14 protein-coding genes and 1 tRNA gene are annotated in these 19,108 nt (G+C 54.9%); 12 read left to right on the top strand and 3 right to left on the bottom strand.

Annotated features, from left to right (window positions below):
• Positions 1-43 precede the first annotated feature (43 nt).
• From QZ516_RS06735 to QZ516_RS06745, 3 genes are all read left to right on the top strand, one after another.
• On the top strand, positions 44-1,276 hold the full coding sequence (locus QZ516_RS06735) for an aspartate kinase (protein WP_297187807.1): 1,233 nt from the start codon (positions 44-46) through the stop codon (positions 1,274-1,276).
• A gap of 169 nt (positions 1,277-1,445) precedes the next feature.
• Complete coding sequence (csrA, locus tag QZ516_RS06740; RefSeq protein ID WP_036860863.1) at positions 1,446-1,625, top strand: carbon storage regulator CsrA; 180 nt, start codon at positions 1,446-1,448, stop codon at positions 1,623-1,625.
• Between the two features lie 385 nt (positions 1,626-2,010).
• Positions 2,011-2,101 (top strand) — tRNA-Ser (locus QZ516_RS06745).
• Positions 2,102-2,365: 264 nt separating this feature from the next.
• Here the strand turns inward: QZ516_RS06745 and QZ516_RS06750 are convergent.
• The gene (locus QZ516_RS06750) at positions 2,366-2,797 is read right to left on the bottom strand and encodes a GFA family protein (protein ID WP_297187809.1); all 432 of its coding nucleotides are present in this window, start codon (positions 2,795-2,797) and stop codon (positions 2,366-2,368) included.
• Positions 2,798-3,196: 399 nt separating this feature from the next.
• Positions 3,197-3,820 (bottom strand): cytochrome P460 family protein, encoded by a 624-nt coding sequence (locus QZ516_RS06755; RefSeq protein ID WP_297187811.1) that lies wholly within the window; start codon positions 3,818-3,820, stop codon positions 3,197-3,199.
• A 267-nt stretch (positions 3,821-4,087) separates the two neighbouring features.
• On the opposite strand from QZ516_RS06755, the gene QZ516_RS06760 reads away from it, so the two are divergent.
• The 9 genes from QZ516_RS06760 (at position 4,088) to phbB (ending at position 16,604) form a co-directional block, all read left to right on the top strand.
• Positions 4,088-4,555 (top strand): DUF3565 domain-containing protein, encoded by a 468-nt coding sequence (locus QZ516_RS06760; RefSeq protein WP_297187812.1) that lies wholly within the window; start codon positions 4,088-4,090, stop codon positions 4,553-4,555.
• Positions 4,556-4,961: 406 nt separating this feature from the next.
• Positions 4,962-6,896 carry a hydantoinase/oxoprolinase family protein gene (locus tag QZ516_RS06765; RefSeq protein WP_297187814.1) on the top strand — a complete coding sequence of 645 codons (1,935 nt, stop codon included), beginning with the start codon at positions 4,962-4,964 and terminating at the stop codon, positions 6,894-6,896.
• 11 nt (positions 6,897-6,907) lie between these two features.
• The gene (locus QZ516_RS06770) at positions 6,908-7,300 is read left to right on the top strand and encodes an acetone carboxylase subunit gamma (RefSeq protein WP_297187816.1); all 393 of its coding nucleotides are present in this window, start codon (positions 6,908-6,910) and stop codon (positions 7,298-7,300) included.
• A gap of 55 nt (positions 7,301-7,355) precedes the next feature.
• Positions 7,356-9,506 carry a hydantoinase/oxoprolinase family protein gene (locus QZ516_RS06775; protein ID WP_297187818.1) on the top strand — a complete coding sequence of 717 codons (2,151 nt, stop codon included), beginning with the start codon at positions 7,356-7,358 and terminating at the stop codon, positions 9,504-9,506.
• Between the two features lie 22 nt (positions 9,507-9,528).
• Positions 9,529-11,805, top strand: coding sequence for a hydantoinase B/oxoprolinase family protein (locus QZ516_RS06780; RefSeq protein ID WP_297187820.1), 2,277 nt, complete (start codon positions 9,529-9,531; stop codon positions 11,803-11,805).
• Between the two features lies 1 nt (position 11,806).
• Positions 11,807-12,667, top strand: a complete 861-nt coding sequence (locus tag QZ516_RS06785; protein ID WP_297187822.1) for a hypothetical protein — start codon at positions 11,807-11,809, stop codon at positions 12,665-12,667.
• A 28-nt stretch (positions 12,668-12,695) separates the two neighbouring features.
• Positions 12,696-14,261 (top strand): AMP-binding protein, encoded by a 1,566-nt coding sequence (locus tag QZ516_RS06790; RefSeq protein ID WP_297187824.1) that lies wholly within the window; start codon positions 12,696-12,698, stop codon positions 14,259-14,261.
• A 91-nt stretch (positions 14,262-14,352) separates the two neighbouring features.
• Positions 14,353-15,618 (top strand): hypothetical protein, encoded by a 1,266-nt coding sequence (locus QZ516_RS06795; RefSeq protein ID WP_297187826.1) that lies wholly within the window; start codon positions 14,353-14,355, stop codon positions 15,616-15,618.
• Positions 15,619-15,881: 263 nt separating this feature from the next.
• Positions 15,882-16,604: an acetoacetyl-CoA reductase gene (phbB, locus tag QZ516_RS06800; protein ID WP_297187828.1), complete on the top strand. Its 723-nt coding sequence runs from the start codon at positions 15,882-15,884 to the stop codon at positions 16,602-16,604.
• Positions 16,605-16,674: 70 nt separating this feature from the next.
• On the opposite strand, the gene QZ516_RS06805 is transcribed toward phbB, so the two are convergent.
• Entirely contained in the window at positions 16,675-18,690 is a 2,016-nt protein-coding gene (locus QZ516_RS06805; protein ID WP_297187830.1) for a sigma-54-dependent Fis family transcriptional regulator, read from the bottom strand.
• Positions 18,691-19,108: the final 418 nt, after the last annotated feature.

Here is a 19,108-nt window from a genome sequence, read left to right on the forward strand (position 1 = left end):
TTAATTGCCGCCCATTTCCGGCGGCAAGAACTGTAGGGTTGTCATGAGTCTGATTGTTCAAAAATACGGTGGCACATCGGTCGGCACCATAGAGCGTATTCAGGCCGTCGCCGAGAAAGTCCAGGCTTTCCGCAATCGCGGCGATAGTGTGGTGGTGGTGGTTTCTGCCATGAGTGGCGAAACCAATCGCCTGATTGGGCTGGCCAGAGAGATCGAGGCCGAGCCCAGTGCGCGAGAGATGGATGTCCTGGTTTCCACGGGGGAGCAGGTCACCATAGCGCTGCTGACCATCGCCCTTCATAAGCTGGGTTGTGATGCCCGCTCCTATACCGGTGGCCAGGTACGGATCCTCACGGATGATGCCCATTCCAAGGCCCGCATTCAGGAAATTGATGCGCACCGGATGCAACAGGATCTCTCGGCTGGTCGGGTGGTTGTGGTGGCCGGTTTTCAGGGCGTCGATGACAATGGCAATATTACGACATTGGGCCGCGGCGGTTCCGATACAACTGCAGTGGCTCTTGCCGCTGCCCTGAAAGCAGACGAGTGCCAGATCTATACCGATGTGGACGGTGTTTACACTACGGATCCACGGGTGGTCGCCAATGCGCGACGACTCGACCGAATCACCTTTGAAGAAATGCTGGAGATGGCCAGCCAGGGGTCCAAGGTATTGCAGATACGTTCGGTTGAGTTTGCTGGAAAATACAAAGTCCCGCTGCGGGTGCTGTCCAGTTTTGAGGATGGCCCCGGTACATTGATTACCCTGGAGGACGACGACGATATGGAAAAACCGGTTGTTTCTGGCATCGCGTTTAACCGCGATGAAGCCAAGCTGACCATCCGCGGTATCCCCGATGTACCCGGGATAGCCTCCAAAGTGCTCGGTGCAGTGGGTCGCGCGAATATTGAGGTCGATGTGATTGTGCAGAACGTTGCGCATGACAATACCGCCTCTCTGACGTTTACCGTTCATCGCAATGAACTGGTAAAAGCCAGAGACATCCTCGAGCGTATTGCTGCGGAGCTCGGTGCTACCCAAGTTGATACCAATGCCAGCATTGCCAAACTTGCTCTGGTTGGGGTCGGCATGCGCTCCCATGCGGGTGTCGCCGCCAAGATGTTTGAAGCGCTGGCGCAGGAAAATATCAACATTCAGATGATCAGTACCTCTGAGATTAAAATCACCGTCGTTATCGATGAAAAATATCTCGAGCTGGCTGTGCGTGCTCTGCACAGCGCCTTCGAGCTGGAAGAGTCTGACAGGGAAGAGTGAGTAAAAGACTGTTTACCGCAATATGGAATGGTTGGTATAGTTCGGCCTGCCCGACTGTGGAAGCATTATCCATCAGGGAGGTGGCCCGCTGAATAACAATAACAATGCGTGGTTAAACCAGGAAAGCCAGCATAGACGTTGGTATTTGGCAGTATACAGGAGCTAAACCATGTTAATTCTCACGCGTCGCGTCGGGGAAACCCTCATTATTGGTGATGATGTCAGTGTCACCGTGCTCGGAGTCAAGGGCAATCAGGTACGTCTGGGTGTGGATGCACCCAAAGAAGTTTCCGTTCACAGGGAAGAGATTTACCAGCGGATTCAGCAGGAAAAAGACGAAGATCAATAACCCTTGTCCACTTTGATTTTCCATTTGGTATGTTATCATGCCGCCACTTTTGCGAGGCGGCATTTATCGTCGTTTCAATAGTATGGTGAGGTGGCCGAGCGGCTGACAAGTTGTGACAACAACTTGGGCGACCAAAGGTCGATCCCGCAGGGGCGAGGGCGAAAGCCCGAAGCAACGCGCGACCGGGGAGCGCCCCTACCAATACATGATAGATAGAAGAAGATAAACGATAACTGGTGAGGTGGCCGAGCGGCTGACAAGTTGTAACAACAACTTGGGCGACCGCAGGTCGATCCCGCAGGGACGAGGGCGAAAGCCCGAAGCAACGCGCGACCGGGGAGCGCCTCGACCCATACTTTACAGATAGACAAGCTAGACGATAATTGGTGAGGTGGCCGAGCGGCTGAAGGCGCTCCCCTGCTAAGGGAGTATAGGCTAATCCCCTATCGAGGGTTCGAATCCCTCCCTCACCGCCACCCATAAAAATCCCGGCTTTATGCCGGGTTTTTTATGGGTGGGTGATGGGAGACATGGATGAGAGCCCCCGTTCGACAAAACGGCTTGTCCGTTTTGGGCGCCGACGCATCGCGACGGCGGGGTGAAACCCCGAGCCGCCTCGCGGCGAGCCAATCCCGACCGAATCGAGTTGTGCCACTGAGGCTCTGATTCAAATCCCGGCTTTATGCCGGGTTTTTTATTTATCTTGAGAGAGCTGTTGAGATGGGGCTCCGGCACTATCTTCAGCCTTCAAAGAGCGGGCTGCTAAAGCCGCGCAGGTGCTTGGGCAGGTTGTCGCTGACATCGACAATGCGCTGTTCATAGAAAATATGTGTCACGGCGGTTAATTCTCGGGGCAGTTGGTTGTCGTGGCTCTTGGCGATCAGCCACTGGGGGACCGCCCGCCAGTCCACGCTGTTGGTGTTGAACAGCACTTCTCCGCAGTTGGTGCAGAAATACTTTTTCATTTTCAGCCGGGGGTGTTGGTAAATGCCGAGGTTGCTCTCGCCACGGGTGATGGCAGCAGTGTCATCGGTCCACACGGTGACCGGATAAAACGGGCTGTCAAGCAACTCCCGGCAGTCGATACAGTGGCAAATGACCCGCACCTTGGGCTCGCCGCATAGAGACAGTTCGATGCGGTTACAGCTGCAGTGGACGGTATAGGTTTTCATAGTGGCTCCATAGATACGGGCAAGTACCGCTGATGTGGGCGGGCGGCTTCGTTGCTCCTGTTGTGTGGCTTATTGGCGAGTGAAATATAACAGTGCCAATGCCAGTATTAATACGAGGAGGCCTGCGACAAACAGAAATCTGTTGAAGGCAGTGTAAGAACTTTGGTTGGCGTTTGTCTCAAGTAGTGACAATTTTTCTTCGCTCAGCCCCGATGTGATCTCGTGATTTTCGTCTGACAGATAGGCGCAGGCATCCTCGAACTGCGTGTCGAGTACAGCCCATAAACCCACTTTGAATGCGCCAGCGACATAGCCGGAGGTGACATATGAGTTCTTGAATCGGCCGCAGTGCTACGAATACTATTAATCCTCGCTGACTATCGGGTTTCTAGTGGACTGCTAGTCTGAAGCGCCACCCAGTTCCGGGTAGCGTGCGAAATCCCTCACGGTGGGATAGCCGTCGATATAAACCCATTCGGTATTTTTAACCGGCACATGACAGCCAAAACAATTATTGAATCCTTCGCCATGCCAGGTGGTTGTTACATTCTCTTTCGGTGCATCTGCCTTGAATAAAGCCCAACCCCAGCCTTCGCCCCAGGCTTTGTTGTCCGGAAATCGGTTTTCCCGGTCGCGCACCATCACAAACCAGACACCGATATCGCCGGCCCATTGTGCAGTCCCTGTAGATAACTGTTTTTCCTCAATTCCGGAAACGGTTTTTATCAACACTGCAGCATCGGGCCATTGACCATTTTTCTTGAATCCTTCGACGGACTCAGGCGTAGCGTAGACATCATGAACACCGGGACCACTCGCATGATCATCTTCCTTCACAAACCAGGTGCCGAGATGAACCCAGTTTTCACGAAAATTATCTGGCCGACTAATGTTTCCCTGTTCATCGACATGTGGAGAAAAACCACTAGCCAGCATTTTCGGTTCTGATACTGAAGCGTCACCTGGCGAACAACCCGCCATGAGTATGGATGCAGCCACATACAGGATCATTAAATATCTCATCCCTTTATCCCTCCGACCCAAACAGGAGTCGTATCCAAATAAATAACAATGGAATAGCCACTCTATAGCGTAGTGCCAGACAGGCAGTGCCACAAGTTCCAGTGCAGCCTGTTTGTCACCGTCAGTTTGGGGGGGGGATTACGGTCGTTTTTGCCGGCAGAACTTGCTCTGCGGCCTGCAAGAAATCACAGTGATACCTATACTGGCATTGGGCGCTGAAAACTATTCGGCGTGTACGGTGTATCAGGTAATGACAGGTTTAATGTTATGCAGAGAGTTATAGAGGGTTTTCACCTGGACCGCTTTCAGGAGTGGGTGGCGGAGCTGGAGTGTGGCCACGAATTGCAGATGAAGCACAATCCACCCTACATGGAGTGCCGTTGGATCGGAACCGGCAAGGGGCGGCAGGAGCATATCGGTGATAGCGTTGAGTGTGTGGACTGCGATATGCCCAAAATACCCGACGGCATGACACAGGTTGATACCAGTCCGGTCTATCAGCGTTCGGACATGCCCAGCGAATGGCAGAGTAGCTTCGCCACGGAACCCGGGGTATGGGGCAGAGTCGTGATCGTCGAGGGAATGCTGCAGTTCGTTATCGAGCCGGGTGTGGCTGCCAGCCGTGGTTTCCTTCTCGACAAGGGTTTTGCCGGTGTCATGGCTCCCGATCTCACGCACAGTCTCAGTCCGGCAATGGGAGATGTGCAGTTTTACATTGAGTATTACTCGGCCTGATGCCTGGCTGGCGACTTTGTTATCGAGGTTGGAAAGGGTGGTTTCCGGGTGGAATTGTTCAAGGCGCCGTATCGTTACTATACTGATTTGACGGATTCGATGGTTGAGTCAGCACTGTTTGTCTGACGGACTCTTTTTAGAAAGCCTGTCGGGCGCATTCCATAGTGAATTAAAACAGGTGATTGATTTCCGGACAGGTCATACGACCTGTTGCACGATCAAGTGAGACATGAATTTTTAATATAAAACAAATAGATATAATTCATACTCCGATCAGAAATAAGTTGGTACGTCTATTGCATAAGTAATGGGGCTCTCTAGGTGGTGGCTATCTTTTTGGCCGCTTTCCAGTGAAGTTTATAACCCTAACTATTCTCGGCTAGTAAAAGAACTAAGGTAACTCGATATGGGAATGCTAATAAATATCGATAATGGCGGTACGCTCACAGATATCTGTGTGCTGACAGATAATAACTTCTACAAGACCAAAACTCTGACAACACCTTACGATTTGAGTAAGTGTTTTTTTGACGGTCTGCGGTCTGCTTCCAAAGCAGTTTACGGAGAAGAAAATGTCGCCCGTTTGTTGGCTGAAGTGGATCATATCCGCTATTCAACCACGCAGGGAACCAATGCCATTGTTGAACGTAAAGGTCCACGACTCGGTTTGATCATCAACAAGGGCTCTACGTTGCCTGCCCGTTTACGTGAGCAGGATCCTGAGCTCTATGACTTTCTGATTGGCGACAGGATTTCTGAGGTTGATTTGGCAGACGTGGATGACGAATCAAAAGGTGCAGATACCACCTCGGTTATTACGCGACTCACTTCCGTGGGTGCCAACCGTATTGTGGTCTGTTTTGAATCCGAGAAAGCTGACGAGTACGAAGCTCAGTTCAAGCGTATTGCCTTTGACAATTATCCTCGCCACCTGCTCGGCGCTGTTCCGATGCTGTTTGCCAGTGAACTGGCCGATGATGTGTCCACTGAGCGCCGTTGCTGGACTGCGATGATTAACTCATTTTTGCATCCGGCCATGGAGAACTTCCTCTATAACGCCGAAAACCGTCTTCGCGAGTATCGCACCAAGAACCCGCTGCTGATTTTCCGCAACGATGGTGATGCATCGCGCGTCGCAAAAACGATCGCTATAAAAACCTACAGTTCCGGTCCACGCGGTGGCATGGAAGGGGTTAAAACCTTCAGCAAGCAATACAACCTGCCCAACGTACTTTCCATGGACGTTGGTGGTACCACTACGGACATCGGTCATGTGATTGACCACGGTGTGCACGAGCAGCGTCGCGGTACGGTTGAAGGTGTCCCCGTCTCCTTTGCGCTTTGTGAAATTGCCAGCCCCGGTGTGGGCGGCAGTTCTATTCTGACGGTCAAAGACGGTGCCATCCAGGTAGGCCCGGAAAGTGTCGGTGCAGTACCCGGTCCGGCCTGTTTTGGTCGCGGTGGCAAGAACGCCACGATCACCGACGTAAACCTGCTGTTGGGTTTGCTGGATCCGTCCACGTTCTTCGGCGGCGGTCTGGCTCTCGATCTCGAGCGTGCCCGTACGGCAATCGCCGAAAATATTGCTACTCCGCTGGGCATTACCACAGATGACGCCCTGCTCCAGCTGCGCGATGCCTTCGAGCAGAAAATTGCCGGGGAACTGAAATCGTTTGGTGATATTAACAGCGATACCGTGCTGCTCGCTTTTGGTGGAGCCGGTCCGATGAATGCTTGTGGTATCGCTGAAAACTGCGGTATTTCGACCGTGTTTGTGCCCAAAATGGCGGCGGTCTTCAGTGCCTTTGGCATTGGCTCCTGCGATATCGGCCAGAATTATTCCACCGTGTTGACCGGTAGCCGTCAGCAGGCACTGGAAACGGCCTATGCCTCACTGATGGAGCGCGGCGAGCGAGACATGTTTGCCGAAGGTTATGGCAAGGGTGAATACGAAGTTGTGGCCCGACTGGTGGCAGAAAAGGCCGGTGTTGAGTCCATTCATGAACTGGGGCACACCATTACGATCCCGCAGGATATGGCAAAAGCTGACGATGTGACTCTCGAAATTGCGGTCCGTAAAAAGCTGAAAACCGAAGATAACAAGCACGCGGAAGTGTCCAAAGCGGCCCAGGCCCAATCGACCAAAAACCGTTCACTGTTTAGCGGTGCTGCTGGTTGGAACGACGTGCCTGTCTATGAAGTGAACAATATGCAGCCCGGTGCTCACGGCACAGGACCGGCTATCCTTGAGGAAGAATTCTTTACCTGCCTGGTTCGCGAAGGTTGGGAATTCGTGGTGACTGAGCTGGGCGATATCTGCCTGACCAAGGGGGACAAATAATGAAAGTGTTGATGACTGAATATCTCCGTATTGATCTGGATTCGGAAAACTGGGAGTGTCGGGTGTGTGACCACGTGATTGGCCCAGCCCGCGGCAACTACAAAGAGGGTTTGCTGGTATACAACCGTGATCCAGCAGATATCCACCCGTCGATTATCGACCCTGAAAAATACCGTTTCACCTTCTGTCCCGACAGGGAGTGGGTCAACATTTACGAGTTTTACTGTCCGTCCTGTGGCACTCAGGTAGAGGTTGAATACACCTTCCCCAACCATATGCCACTCTACGATATGGAAGTAGATATTGATGCCCTGAAAGAGCAGTGGAGTCACCGCGAAGAGATTCTCGAGCCGGTGAAAGGCCCCAATATTCTGGTAGATCGCTGTCACACCCACAAGCACTGATAGGGCTTGTTGATTGGTGATTGAATAAATTAGGTCTGTTTTAGGAAAAAAGGTTATGAAACGTATATCAGTAGATATCGGTGGTACGTTTACCGATTGCTTTGTAGTGTGGGATGGCAAGTACATTGAAACCAAAGCGTTGACGACCCACCAGAACCTGGCCCTCGGTTTTAACGAGGCCCTGGAAAACGCATACACTGAACTCGGCCTCACCATGGAAAGTATTCTTTCCGGAGTGGATTCGGTTCGCTACGCCACTACGCTGGGTACCAATGCCCTGATCGAGCACAAAGGTCCTCGCATCGGCATGCTGGTGACAGCGGGTTACGAGGCGATGGTGCCTCTCAGCCGTGGCCGCGGCTACGGTGAAGGTCTGGACGAGCTGGGCAAGCAAAACCTGCCCGATGCACAGCGCCCGGCCCCGCTGGTTCTGCCGCACATGATCGAAGGCGTTCGCGAGCGTCTCGGCTTTCAGGGTGAGCTGGTTATGCCGCTCGATGAGCCGGATGTGCGCGTCAAGATCAGAAAGCTGGTGGACAAGGGTGCTCAGGCCATTGTGGTCTGTCTGGTTAACTCCGTGGTTAACCCTGCCCATGAGAAGCGCGTCGAACAGATTTTGCTGGATGAGTACCCCTCACATCTGTTGGGTTCCATCCCGGTAATTCTGTCCCACCGCGTTGCCGGTCGGAAGGGCGAATATGTTCGTGCGACTTCGGCGATCGTTGATGGCTATCTTCACTCCACCATGTATCACGCCATGAGCCAGCTGGAACAAAACCTGCGTTCCAACAAGTACGAAAAACCGATGTTGGTGATCCACAACTCCGGTGGTATGGCGCAGTTGAACTCCACCGATGCACTGCAAACCATTCACTCGGGTCCGGTATCCGGTATCAGTGCAGCGGAGCATTTGGCCAAGGAAGCCGACCTCGGCAGCGTGGTTGCCACCGATATGGGCGGCACCTCCTATGACATCGGTATCGTGGTTGAAGGCGGCATCAAGCACTATGACTTCAACCCGGTTATTGACCGCTGGTTGGTGTCCGTGCCCATGGTCCACCTGGTTACCCTCGGTGCGGGCGGCGGTTCCATCGCCAGCTTTGACCGGATGTACAACGCGGTTGCCGTCGGTCCGAAAAGTGCTGGCTCCGACCCCGGTCCAGCCTGTTATGACCGCGGTGGCATGAGTCCTACCGTAACGGATGCCGATTTGGTATTGGGTTATCTGGATCCCACCAACTATGCCGGTGGCCATATTCCGTTGAACCCCAAACGTTCCGTGTTCGCCATTGAAGAAACACTCTGTGACGACCTGGATGTATCACCGATTGAAGCGGCGCTGCTGATCAAGGAAAAAGTTGACAGCAACATGGCCAACGGCCTGCACACCGAGTTGCGGGTTCGCGGTTATGATCCCGAAGAGTTCACCATGCTCGCCTACGGTGGTAATGGTCCGTTGCACTGTTGTGGTATTGCCAGCAATCTGAGCATTGACAAAATCCTGGCTCCGCCCATGAGCTCGGTATTCTCAGCGGTGGGTGCAGGCAACATGCATCAGATGCACATTCATGAAATGTCATTGTTCATGGTGCTGTACGATTCCAACACCCGCAAAGTGTTCGATGACTACACGCGCTTCAACGACATCGTTGCCGAGCTGAGCTCCCGTGGTCAAAACGATCTGCTGCGTCAGGGTATGAACCTTGAGGACATCCGTTATTCGCTGGAGCTGGATATGCGCTACGGTAACCAGTTGGTTCAAACCACCGTGGTGGTGCCCAAGCACACCCTGGAATCTGCCATGGATGTCATGAATATCCTGCAACAGTTCTCCACGGACTACGGCAAGCGTTTCGGCGAAGGCAGTCAGGCACCGGAAGCGGGTATTCGTATCAACACCGTCCGTGTGGCTTCCTTCGTGGAGCACGAAACCGTGCACTTCAAACACATCAAGCCGATCCCGGAAAGTGAGCGCATTGCGCCGCCGGAACCCATTGCCAAACGCACCTGCTACTTTGTCAGCACTGGTGCCAAGGCAATTGAAACACCGGTCTGGCGGAAAGCTGACATCCCGTCGGGAACAGAAATTGTGGGCCCCGGTATCGTGGCCTCGGAAGTAACAACCTACTTGATTGAACCGGGCTGGAAGTATGTCTCTGCCGAGCAGGGCGCCGTATGGTTCTTCCGCACCGATGCAAAAAATTGAGTGGATATAGGGGTATTTGATTATGAATAACGAAACAAACAATTCAGCTTTGCAAGATCAGGAGCTGATCGAAAAATTCCTCAAGGATACTACCCTTTTTCTGGGGCCCGATCCCGAGATCATGCGCGACCACCGCATCATGCCGCGCACGCCCGAAGAAGAAAAGGCGATGGAAGCTTTCACCGACCTCAACCAGATCGCCTCCATTCGCGACCGACTTCAGTCTGCCTGTGAAGAAGGTTTTGAAATGGTTGAGCAGATGGGTGCAGCTCCCGGTGCCAAGTGGGGTGACATTATCACCGGTATCTACTCGGCGTCTGGTGACCTCACGATCGGTAGTGCCGGCGGGGTATTGATCTTCTCCGCACTGGTTCACCACCCGATCAAGTTCATCATCAAGAACTGGATCGATGAAAAAACCGTAGGCGTCAGTGCGGGTGATGGCTTCATCCACAATGACTCCCGCTATGGCAACGTGCACAACACCGACCAGAGTATGATTCTGCCGGTATTCCACGAAGGCAAGCTGGTTTGCTGGGTGGCATCCACTGTTCACGAAGGTGAGTGTGGTGCGATTGAGCCGGGCGGCATGCCTTCCATGGCGGAAACCTCCTTTGACGAAGGCCTGAAAATGTCTCCGTTCAAAGTGGTGGAAAACTACGAGATCAAGCGAGACCTGCTGACCTTCCTGCAGAATTCCGTGCGCGAGCCAAAGCTGCAATATGAAGACATGAAGGTAAAACTGTTTGCCTGTATGCGTCTCGAAAAGCGTATCAAGGAAGTTCTGTCCACTGACGGTCCGGAAGCTCTGACCGCCTGTCTGCGTTACACCAACGAGAGTGTGGTAACTGAAGTCCGTCGCCGCATTTCCGAGTGGCCCGACATGACCGTGCGCACTCAGACCATCATGGATAGCACCCTGCGCGAAAATGCGCTGCTGAAAGTCAACCTGGCGGTGATCAAGAAAGGTGATCGGCTCATTTTTGATTTCTCTGGCACCAGCCCCGAGCTGACCAACCGGGCTATCAACACCCAGTTGCCCGGCATGAAGGGCATGGTGGGTCAGGCCTTCATGAACCACATCTGGCCGGATCTGCCCCGTGGTCAGGCGGGTCTGTCGCCCGTGGAGTTCGTGACTCAGCCCGGTACCCTGGTGGACTGTTCCTACTCAGCGCCAAACTCCCAGAGTCTGATGTCCATCTTCCACAGCTTTACAGTGGCCCAGCACGCCTGCGCCAAATTCCTGTACAGCTGTCCGGACAAGTACACCCGTGTACTGGCGCCCTGGCACAACATGATCAACACCTTCATCTGGGGTGGTGTCAACCAGCACGGTGAAACCCTGGGCAACCTCTGTGCCGACCTGAACGGTATGGGCGGCGGTGCTCGTATGGACCGCGATGGTGAACACGCGCTGTCGCCAATCTTTGCCACCATGGCGGATATCGGTGAACAGGAAATGAACGAGGAAGAAGTTCCGTTCCTGCAACTGGTGTCCAAGAAAATGACGGCCAACACTCAGGCACCCGGCAAATACCGCGGCGGCATGGGTTACACCATGATCGCGGCCACCAAGGACAGTGAGCAGTGGGGCTTCATGACCACCACTCAGGGTTCCAAGGTGCCTACGATCCAGGGTCTGTTTGGCGGCTATGCCGGTGGTTCTTATCCCCTGTGTAAAGTTCAGGGTGTAGACGTGTATGAAGTTTTGCTGGAAAATCCGCAACTGTTCAAACACAGCATCCACGAGATCATGAATGAGCAGCCGTTCCCGGATGCCAGATACACCACCCACCACATGGGTATGGGTTTTGACATTTCCAAACGCGGTGAGCTTTACATGATCTCCCAGGGTAGTGGCGGCGGTTATGGTGACCCCCTCGAACGCGACCCCTTGTATGTCATCATGGATATTGAGGAAGGTTTGATTTCTCCCGAGTGGGCGAAAAAACTCTACAAGGTGGAGTTCAACGAAACCACTCTGGTCGTGGATAATGAGGCTACCGAAAAACTGCGTGCCGAGTATCGCGAGCAACGGAAAAAGCAGGGCGTGCCCTATGCCGAGTTCGTCAAGACTCAGGTCAAGGATCATCCACCCGAGAACATTCCGTTCTATGGTGCCTGGAATGGTGACAACGAGGTGATTTATGCCGGCAGTCTCGACGACAAGCGCGATGCTCAAAACCCCGGCCCGATCTACGTCACCCATCCAAAAGACGTGAGAATTGCCGAACTGGAAGCCAAGCTGGCAGCGGCCAGGAAAGACGCTGGTCTCCCGCCCGAGAACGAAAGGAAATAGTATGGCTTTAGAACTTACGTCCTATCTGGCAGCCGGGGGGGAAACCCCCCGGCTTTGGATTAATTTCAACGACTACACCAAAAAACTATTGCTGGGCAAGGATGAAAATCCCTGGACCAACCCCGCTGCCTATATGTCGTTTTATCGTCAGGCTCACGGTCTGGTGAAAGCCCAGGTAGTTGTTATCGATGTGTGGGACCTGTTTCAGCACTGGATCAGGGAAGACGCGGAGGCACTGCCGGCCATGGCGGGCAAGCGGCGGGTCACTGCCGCCCTGAAAGCCATGCTGGAAGCCTATGCACCGCGTGAACTGTTGGCAGAGGTCATCACGGCCCTGGCCAATAACTACAGCAGTTCTGCCCCTCTGGTCATGGTGCTGCCATCCCCCCGTGCGCTGCTGGTCAAGGCTCATCAGGCCGCCAACGGCGAGACTGCCGAGCCGGATGAAATGAGCGTCGATACGGCAGCAATGTACGTGGCCGATTTCCTGCGTTATTTCAGCGAAACCGAGCTCTCCGGTGTGTTGCTGGTGGAAGATCCCGCACTGATGCCTGCCAGCGGTGCTGAGTTGACCTGGTATCAGCCCGTTTATAACGTAGCAAAACACTACCGCTGGTCTGTGGGGCTGTATCTGCCCACAGCGGATGCCGATTTCGATGTGCCCGCAGATCTGGCCTTTACCATTGCCCCGGCGACATCGCCGTTGGGGGCCACATCCAAAGGTGTCGAAGTGACAGACCTGCTCTGGGGTGATCAGGCGGGCCAATCGCTACCATCGGTGGAGGGATTTTATTACCTGACTATTCCGCCGGATGCGAAACCCGAGTTGGTACTTGATACCCTGTCGAGCCTGAAGGGTTAACCGGATCCAGTCGTAAGCGAGGCCCATCATGCGTCTAGTCGATTTTCTCGATCAGAGTCCTGCCCTGTCCTCAGAGAAAGCGAAGTTTGTCGATCTGGACAATGATCTGTCGCTGAGCTATCGGCAAATGGTCGATGCCTCGGTCAAGATTGCCGCGTTGTTAAAGGAACGGGGGGTGAAGCGACAGGACATCGTCGCTACCTACGCCCCCAATTCCGTGGCGGCCTTCTGCTGCATCTTCGCCATTTCCCGGGCGGGTGCTGTCTGGTTGCCGCTGAATATGCGCAACACCTTTGAGGCCAACCGCAAATTGATTGAAAAATCCGGTGCGGTAAAACTCTTTGTGGACGGCAGCGTCGCCACCGCTTTTCCTGAACTGTCCGACACTTTTCCCGATGATCAGCTCATTGAACTCAATGGCCAGCGTGTCGCCGGTATTGATCTTCGTGCGCTTTCCGGTCAGGCATCGGTCGTCGATTCGGAAAGCGATGTGGATGACGGGGCAGGGCTGGTCAACCTGTTTGCCACTGGGGGCACCACTGGCGACTCCAAGCTGGCGGAGTGGGGAAGTCTCACCTGGGATACGCTTTCGGCGATTCAGAATGAATTGATGCCTTTGCCTGAGATTCCCGCCTGCTATCTGGTGGCGGCTCCCATGACCCATGCCGCCGGTATAGCCGCTTTCGAAGTGATTCGCCAGGGTGCCAACGTTGTCGTGATGGAGGGCATGGTGCCGGAGAGACTGCTGGCCACTATCGAAACCCATCGGGTCACCCACCTGTTCATGCCGCCCACCGCGATCTACATGTTACTGGCCCATCCTCGGGTGAAAGCCTGGGATTACAGCAGCCTGCGTTATTTCTGGTATGCGGCGGCACCGATGTCGGTGGAAAAGCTCAAGGAAGCCATTGACGTTTTCGGGCCGGTGATGGTGCAGACCTACGGTCAGGCTGAAGCGCCGATGCTCTGTACCTTCCTCTCCGCCGAAGATCACGTGCTGGCGCTGGAAGGCAACAACCCCTCCATACTGCGTTCCTGTGGCAAGACATCGCCTCACGTCGAGGTGGCCGTTATGGATGACGAGGGCAACCTTCTCGAGCCGGGGCAGGAGGGAGAAATTGCCATCAGGGGCAACCTGCTGATGCGGGCCTATTACCGGAATCCTGAAGCTACCGAAGCGATCCGCTGCGAGGGCGGCTGGCAGCGCTCCGGAGACATCGGCGTTTTTGATGAGCAGGGTTACCTGGCGATTGTCGACCGCAAGCGGGACATGATCATTTCCGGTGGCTTTAATGTCTACCCCAGCGAAATCGAGCAGTTGCTCTGGGGGCATTCGGCGATCAAGGACTGTGCCGTGATCGGTATCCCCGATGAAAAATGGGGCGAGCAGGTTACCGCAGTGGTGGAATTAAAGGATAAATCCCAATCGCCGGACGAGCAGGAGATTATTCAATACTGCAAAAGCAAGCTGGGTAGCGTCAAGGCACCCAAGCAGGTTCTGTTCTGGGATGAGCTGCCGCGCAGTCCCGTTGGCAAGGTTCTGAAAAAAGAAATTCGCAAGGTTTTCTGGGAGGCGGCGGGTCGCAAGATCTGAACCGTTCCCGTCTCGGCTGCGTTTTTTATACACCTGTTGGCCGGGGCTGAAACACTTAACCATCTGTCTGTAATAGTAGTGAGGATATATTGTGAAGGTTAGTATTGTTGGTGCGTATAACAGCAAGTTTGGTGCGTTCGTCAAACGCGACCGTGAAACCGGTGAGGTCGAGGACCTCAAATCCTTTTATGAATTGCTGACAGAAGCGGGGGCGGGTGCCATCGCTGATGCCGGGCTGGAAGCAAAGGACATCGATGCCATCTGGGTCGGTGCCTGCTCTCCATCCCTGTTCGTGAATCAGGAACACGTCGGGCCGCTGGCGCTGGAGATTGATCCCGAAGGGTTGCTGTTCAAGCCCACCACCCGCACCGAAGGAGCCTGTGCCACCTCCTCCCTGGCCATCTACAATGCCGCCTACGCGGTGGCCTCCGGCCGGTTCAAAAATGTGCTGGCGATTGGTGTCGAGAAAATGAACACCCTGAATACCGCCGGGGTGACCCATGCGCTGTCCTGTTGCTCCTACTGGCCGGAAGAGGGTAACAGGGGCATGACCTTCCCCGGTTTGTTTGCCGAACTGGGCAAGGCTTACCAGGAGAAAGAAGAACTGTCCCCCGAACAGTTGCGCATCATGTTGGCCCACGTCAGTGCCCTGAACTACCGCAACGGTATCCAGAATCCACTGGCGCATTTTGGCCCCGGTAGCATACCGGACATCAACAAGTTGACTACCGCCGAGGCGATCCTCAACCTGCCGGAATCGGGTAAGGGTAGCAACCCGATGATTGCCCCGCCATTGCGTCTGCACGATTGCTCACTGATTACCGATGGGGCGGCCGCCGTGGTGCTCACTTCAAGCGACAACGCCAAAGCCAGTTTCAATCATGCCGTTGAGCTGTCCGGTATCGGCCATGTGACCGATCGAATGATGCTCAAGGAGCGTATCGGCCGCCTGCATGAGCTTCGCGCCACTTGCCACGCCGTCGACCTGGCCCTGAAAGAGGCGGGTGCCACCGTGGATGATCTCGATCTGGCGGAGGTGCATGACTGCTTCACTATCAACCAACTTCTCTGCGTCGAAGCCATTGGCCTGTCCGAGTCGGGTCGTGCCGGTTACGATTTCATGAGTGGTAAATACGACCCTGACAGCGACTGTCCTATCAACCTGTCCGGTGGTCTGAAATCCAAGGGGCACCCGGTGGGTGCCACAGGGGCATCGATGCACGCGCTGGTCTACAAACAACTGGTGGGCGAACCGATCGGGGTGGCGGCAAAGGGCAATCCCGAAGTGGCGATGACCGTTAACATCGGTGGTTCCGGTGTGACCAACTGTGTCTCGGTGATGCGCCGACTCAAGTAGCACTTTCCTCCCTGACAGGGTGCGGGCCGGTCACCGGCTCGCCCCTGCCAGTTTTTTTGTCCTCTCCCTGTCGTCCCAAAAAGTCTTGATTCCAATCAAACTTCCTGAACTTTTGTTGTCACAGTATTTGTTTTCCTGTGGGCTTGGTTTAATAATTGTCCCGTGGGTTATGATAGAGCTGGTTCCGGCAAGTTGTTTCGTACCGCACGCCTGGAACCGGTAGTTGTAGATGTAGCAAGAATAAAAAATCAGGAGATGATGAGATGCCAAAAGTAGCACTGGTGACTGGGGGAACAAGAGGTATCGGTGAAGTCATTGCTATTGAGCTCAAGGAGGCGGGCTATCTGACGGTGGCCAATTACGGAGGCAACGATGAACGGGCTCGCGAGTTCAGGGAGCGAACCGGTATTCCCACCTACAAGTTTGATGTATCCGATTTCGATGCCTGTAAAAACGGTATCGAAACGATAGAGCGCGATATCGGACCTGTCTCCATTCTGGTCAATAACGCGGGGATCACCCGCGATGGCACTTTGCACAAAATGTCCCGGCAATCCTGGCAGGAGGTGCTGGATACCAATCTGGGTTCCTGTTTCAACATGAGCCGCTGTGTGATCGAGGGCATGCGTGAGCGCCGCTTTGGCCGTATCGTTAATATCGGCTCACTGAACGGTCAGGCAGGGCAGTATGGGCAGGTCAACTACGCTGCGGCAAAGTCCGGTATTCACGGCTTTACCAAGGCGCTGGCGCTGGAAGGTGCGGGCATGGGGATTACAGTCAATGCGGTGGCCCCCGGCTATGTGGAAACCGATATGGTGAGGGCCGTGCCCGCCGCTGTGCTGGAAAAAATTGTCGCCCGTATTCCCGTTGGTCGGCTGGGCTCCGCCCACGATATCGCCCGGGGCGTATTGTTTCTGGTGTCCGATGAGAGCGGTTTCATTACTGGCTCCACCCTGTCCATCAACGGTGGTCAGCATATGTACTAGTTTCGACGCGGCCCCGGTCAACAACGCCCTGGTTGTGACGGGGGTTGTTGTCGGCGGGGCGGGCTGCTGATCAGGCCGGCTTCTTCAGACGGTACTTTTTCATTTTCTGGTAGAGTGTACTCTTGGCGATGCCCAACTGTTTGGCCGCTTGGGTCATATTGCCTTCCGCCTGTTTGATGGCGGCCTCGATGGTGGATTTTTCAACCCGGTCCAGATTGCCCTGGGGCGGGGTGATGAAAGCGTTGGAGTGTTCCGGCTCCAGATTGCTTTCCCCCGGACGATAACCTTCGGGGAGATCGTCAATCGTCAGGGTCTCGTTGCTGGACATAAAGCACATGCACTCCACCACATTGGCCAGCTCGCGGATATTGCCCGGCCACTCGCGGCTTTTCAGGGCTGTCATCAGGCCCGGTGAGAAGCGTTTCGCTGCGATGTCGTCGGTTTTGCGGATGCGTGTCATCACCAGTTGAGCGATCCCTTCGATATCTTCCTTGCGGCCCGACAGTGGGTCCAGACTGATGGTCACGGTCGATAGACGGAAATACAGATCCTTGCGGAACAATCCCTCGTTCACCGCCCCTTTCAGGTCGCGATTAGTGGCGGCAATCAGTCGGAAGTCCACCGGAATCGGTTTGATATCCCCCACCCGGTAAATTTTCTTCTCCTGCAGTACCCTCAGAAACACCGGCTGCAATTCCAGCGGCAGTTCGCCAATTTCGTCGAGGAACAAGGTGCCGCCATTGGCCGCCTCGATTTTGCCCATCATGCCGCCCTTGCGTGCGCCCGTGAACGCCCCCTCCACATGGCCGAACAGCTCACTGCTGAGAATATCCCGGGTGAAGCCACCGCAATTGAGGTCGATAAACGGCCCGTCAGCGTACTGGCTGCTGTCGTGGATGGCCTTGGCAAACACTTCCTTGCCGACCCCGGTATCGCCCAGGATCAACACTGGCAGCGGCGTATTTGCCGCCTTGCGGGCCTTGTCCGCGCTGGCCTGAAAAGAGGGGCTCTTGCCGTAGATGTCATCAAACGGATCGAGACTGCCTGCCGGGCTGGCGGCCAGTGGCTCGGCCGTGGGCTTGGCGGCAGAGCGGCGCGGTGATGGCACCAGCACCTGAAAGCCGACGATATTGCCCTTGTGAAGTATCGGTTCCACCCAATCCTCCGACACCCACAATCCTGCGTCGTGCGGGTAGACGATTTCATCGCCGCCGAAGCGCTGCATGGAGAGGCGTCGTTTGGTTTCGGGATCGTAGTCGATACCCAGGGAGTCCAGCGCGGCAGCGGCGTTGGCGGTGGAGTTGATCAGTCGGCCCTGTTTGTCCAGCAGCAGCTTGCCGGTGTTGCGGTAGTGGCCGAACTGGCTGTTGCTGTGCTCGATGATCAGGCTCCACAGGTCCGAGGTCTTTTTCGCCAGGCCCGATTGAATCTGGCTGGCCCAGGCCACCACCAGCGGCACGTGGAATTTATCGTAAATGCTGCACAGTCCGGACAGGTCAATCACGCCCATCATCTGGTTGTCGTAGGGGTCGGCGATGACCGCCGCCGTGCAGGTCCAGGGTTTAAAGCCCTGAATGTAGTGTTCTTCGCCGTGCACCTGGGTCGGCTTGCGGGTTGCCATGGCGGTGCCCACGGCGTTGGAGCCGGAGTGGCCCTCGTTCCAGCCACTGCCCTCCACCAGTCCGATATCCCGGGCATCGTCAATGGTTCTGGGGTCGCCAACAATCTGCAGGTTCAGTCCCTGGTAGTCGGTCAGGTAGAGGATGGTCTCGAGATCCTGCAGAAACAGGCGCGCCTGTTCCAGCACAGGTTCGGCGCACAGCAATAAATCGGAGTTTCTCAGCCGGTGGTGGGACAGGGTGTTTTCGGAGACCAGCAGTGGTGCCGCTTTCTGTTCCGGGTTGACGCCCTGGGACAGGCAGCGCTCCCAGGAGCTGGCAATCACGTCGCGAATCGGCAGGTCTTTGGCCTGGCCGCCCTTGCAGAGAAATTGCTCCCACGCGCGATCAATACCCCGCTGGGCATTCAGGCTGTCGCCGCTGGGCCGATAAATCAGGCCGGGCTTTTTGGTACTTGAGCCTCTCACTGTGGGTGACCTCCCCCGTTGTCAGGTAAACGGCCGGGTAATCGGGCGGGTAATCGGCAATGACGTGCTAAATCCATCGTCTGCGCTCACTGTTATTGGGCTTGCTCACTGCCTTGTTGCGTCCCACTGGCATTTCCCGCCGGGCAAAGATAAGTATAAGCCTCACACGGGGGCGACCGATAATAACACGCAGCGCCATGACCTGTAAGTCCGTTGATAAGAGCCCGTGCTGACGCGTGCCGGACAGTGCAGCAACCGCGAATTCTCCACCCGCCGGGCCCGCTCGGCCCAAAAAAATATCTGGAACCCCATAAATTGGGCTTGCCATGATTTTTCTTTAATCATACGATTTGTGTCGGGGTTCGTCCGATAATAATACGTTTAATATCGTGAAAGCCCCATGAACAAAGGCGTTCAG

The organism is uncultured Porticoccus sp. (assembly GCF_913061305.1).
Lineage (GTDB): Bacteria > Pseudomonadota > Gammaproteobacteria > Pseudomonadales > Porticoccaceae > Porticoccus.

What these genes read in the sequence shown, in the direction of transcription:
- QZ516_RS06785 (WP_297187822.1), top strand. Translation starts at nt 11,807, where the DNA reads ATGGCTTTAGAACTTACGTCCTATCTGGCAGCCGGGGGGGAAACCCCC.
- QZ516_RS06760 (WP_297187812.1), top strand. Translation starts at nt 4,088, where the DNA reads ATGCAGAGAGTTATAGAGGGTTTTCACCTGGACCGCTTTCAGGAGTGG.
- QZ516_RS06790 (WP_297187824.1), top strand. Translation starts at nt 12,696, where the DNA reads ATGCGTCTAGTCGATTTTCTCGATCAGAGTCCTGCCCTGTCCTCAGAG.
- csrA (WP_036860863.1), top strand. Translation starts at nt 1,446, where the DNA reads ATGTTAATTCTCACGCGTCGCGTCGGGGAAACCCTCATTATTGGTGAT.
- QZ516_RS06775 (WP_297187818.1), top strand. Translation starts at nt 7,356, where the DNA reads ATGAAACGTATATCAGTAGATATCGGTGGTACGTTTACCGATTGCTTT.
- QZ516_RS06755 (WP_297187811.1), bottom strand. Translation starts at nt 3,820, where the DNA reads ATGAGATATTTAATGATCCTGTATGTGGCTGCATCCATACTCATGGCG.
- QZ516_RS06770 (WP_297187816.1), top strand. Translation starts at nt 6,908, where the DNA reads ATGACTGAATATCTCCGTATTGATCTGGATTCGGAAAACTGGGAGTGT.
- QZ516_RS06735 (WP_297187807.1), top strand. Translation starts at nt 44, where the DNA reads ATGAGTCTGATTGTTCAAAAATACGGTGGCACATCGGTCGGCACCATA.
- QZ516_RS06780 (WP_297187820.1), top strand. Translation starts at nt 9,529, where the DNA reads ATGAATAACGAAACAAACAATTCAGCTTTGCAAGATCAGGAGCTGATC.
- phbB (WP_297187828.1), top strand. Translation starts at nt 15,882, where the DNA reads ATGCCAAAAGTAGCACTGGTGACTGGGGGAACAAGAGGTATCGGTGAA.
- QZ516_RS06750 (WP_297187809.1), bottom strand. Translation starts at nt 2,797, where the DNA reads ATGAAAACCTATACCGTCCACTGCAGCTGTAACCGCATCGAACTGTCT.
- QZ516_RS06765 (WP_297187814.1), top strand. Translation starts at nt 4,962, where the DNA reads ATGGGAATGCTAATAAATATCGATAATGGCGGTACGCTCACAGATATC.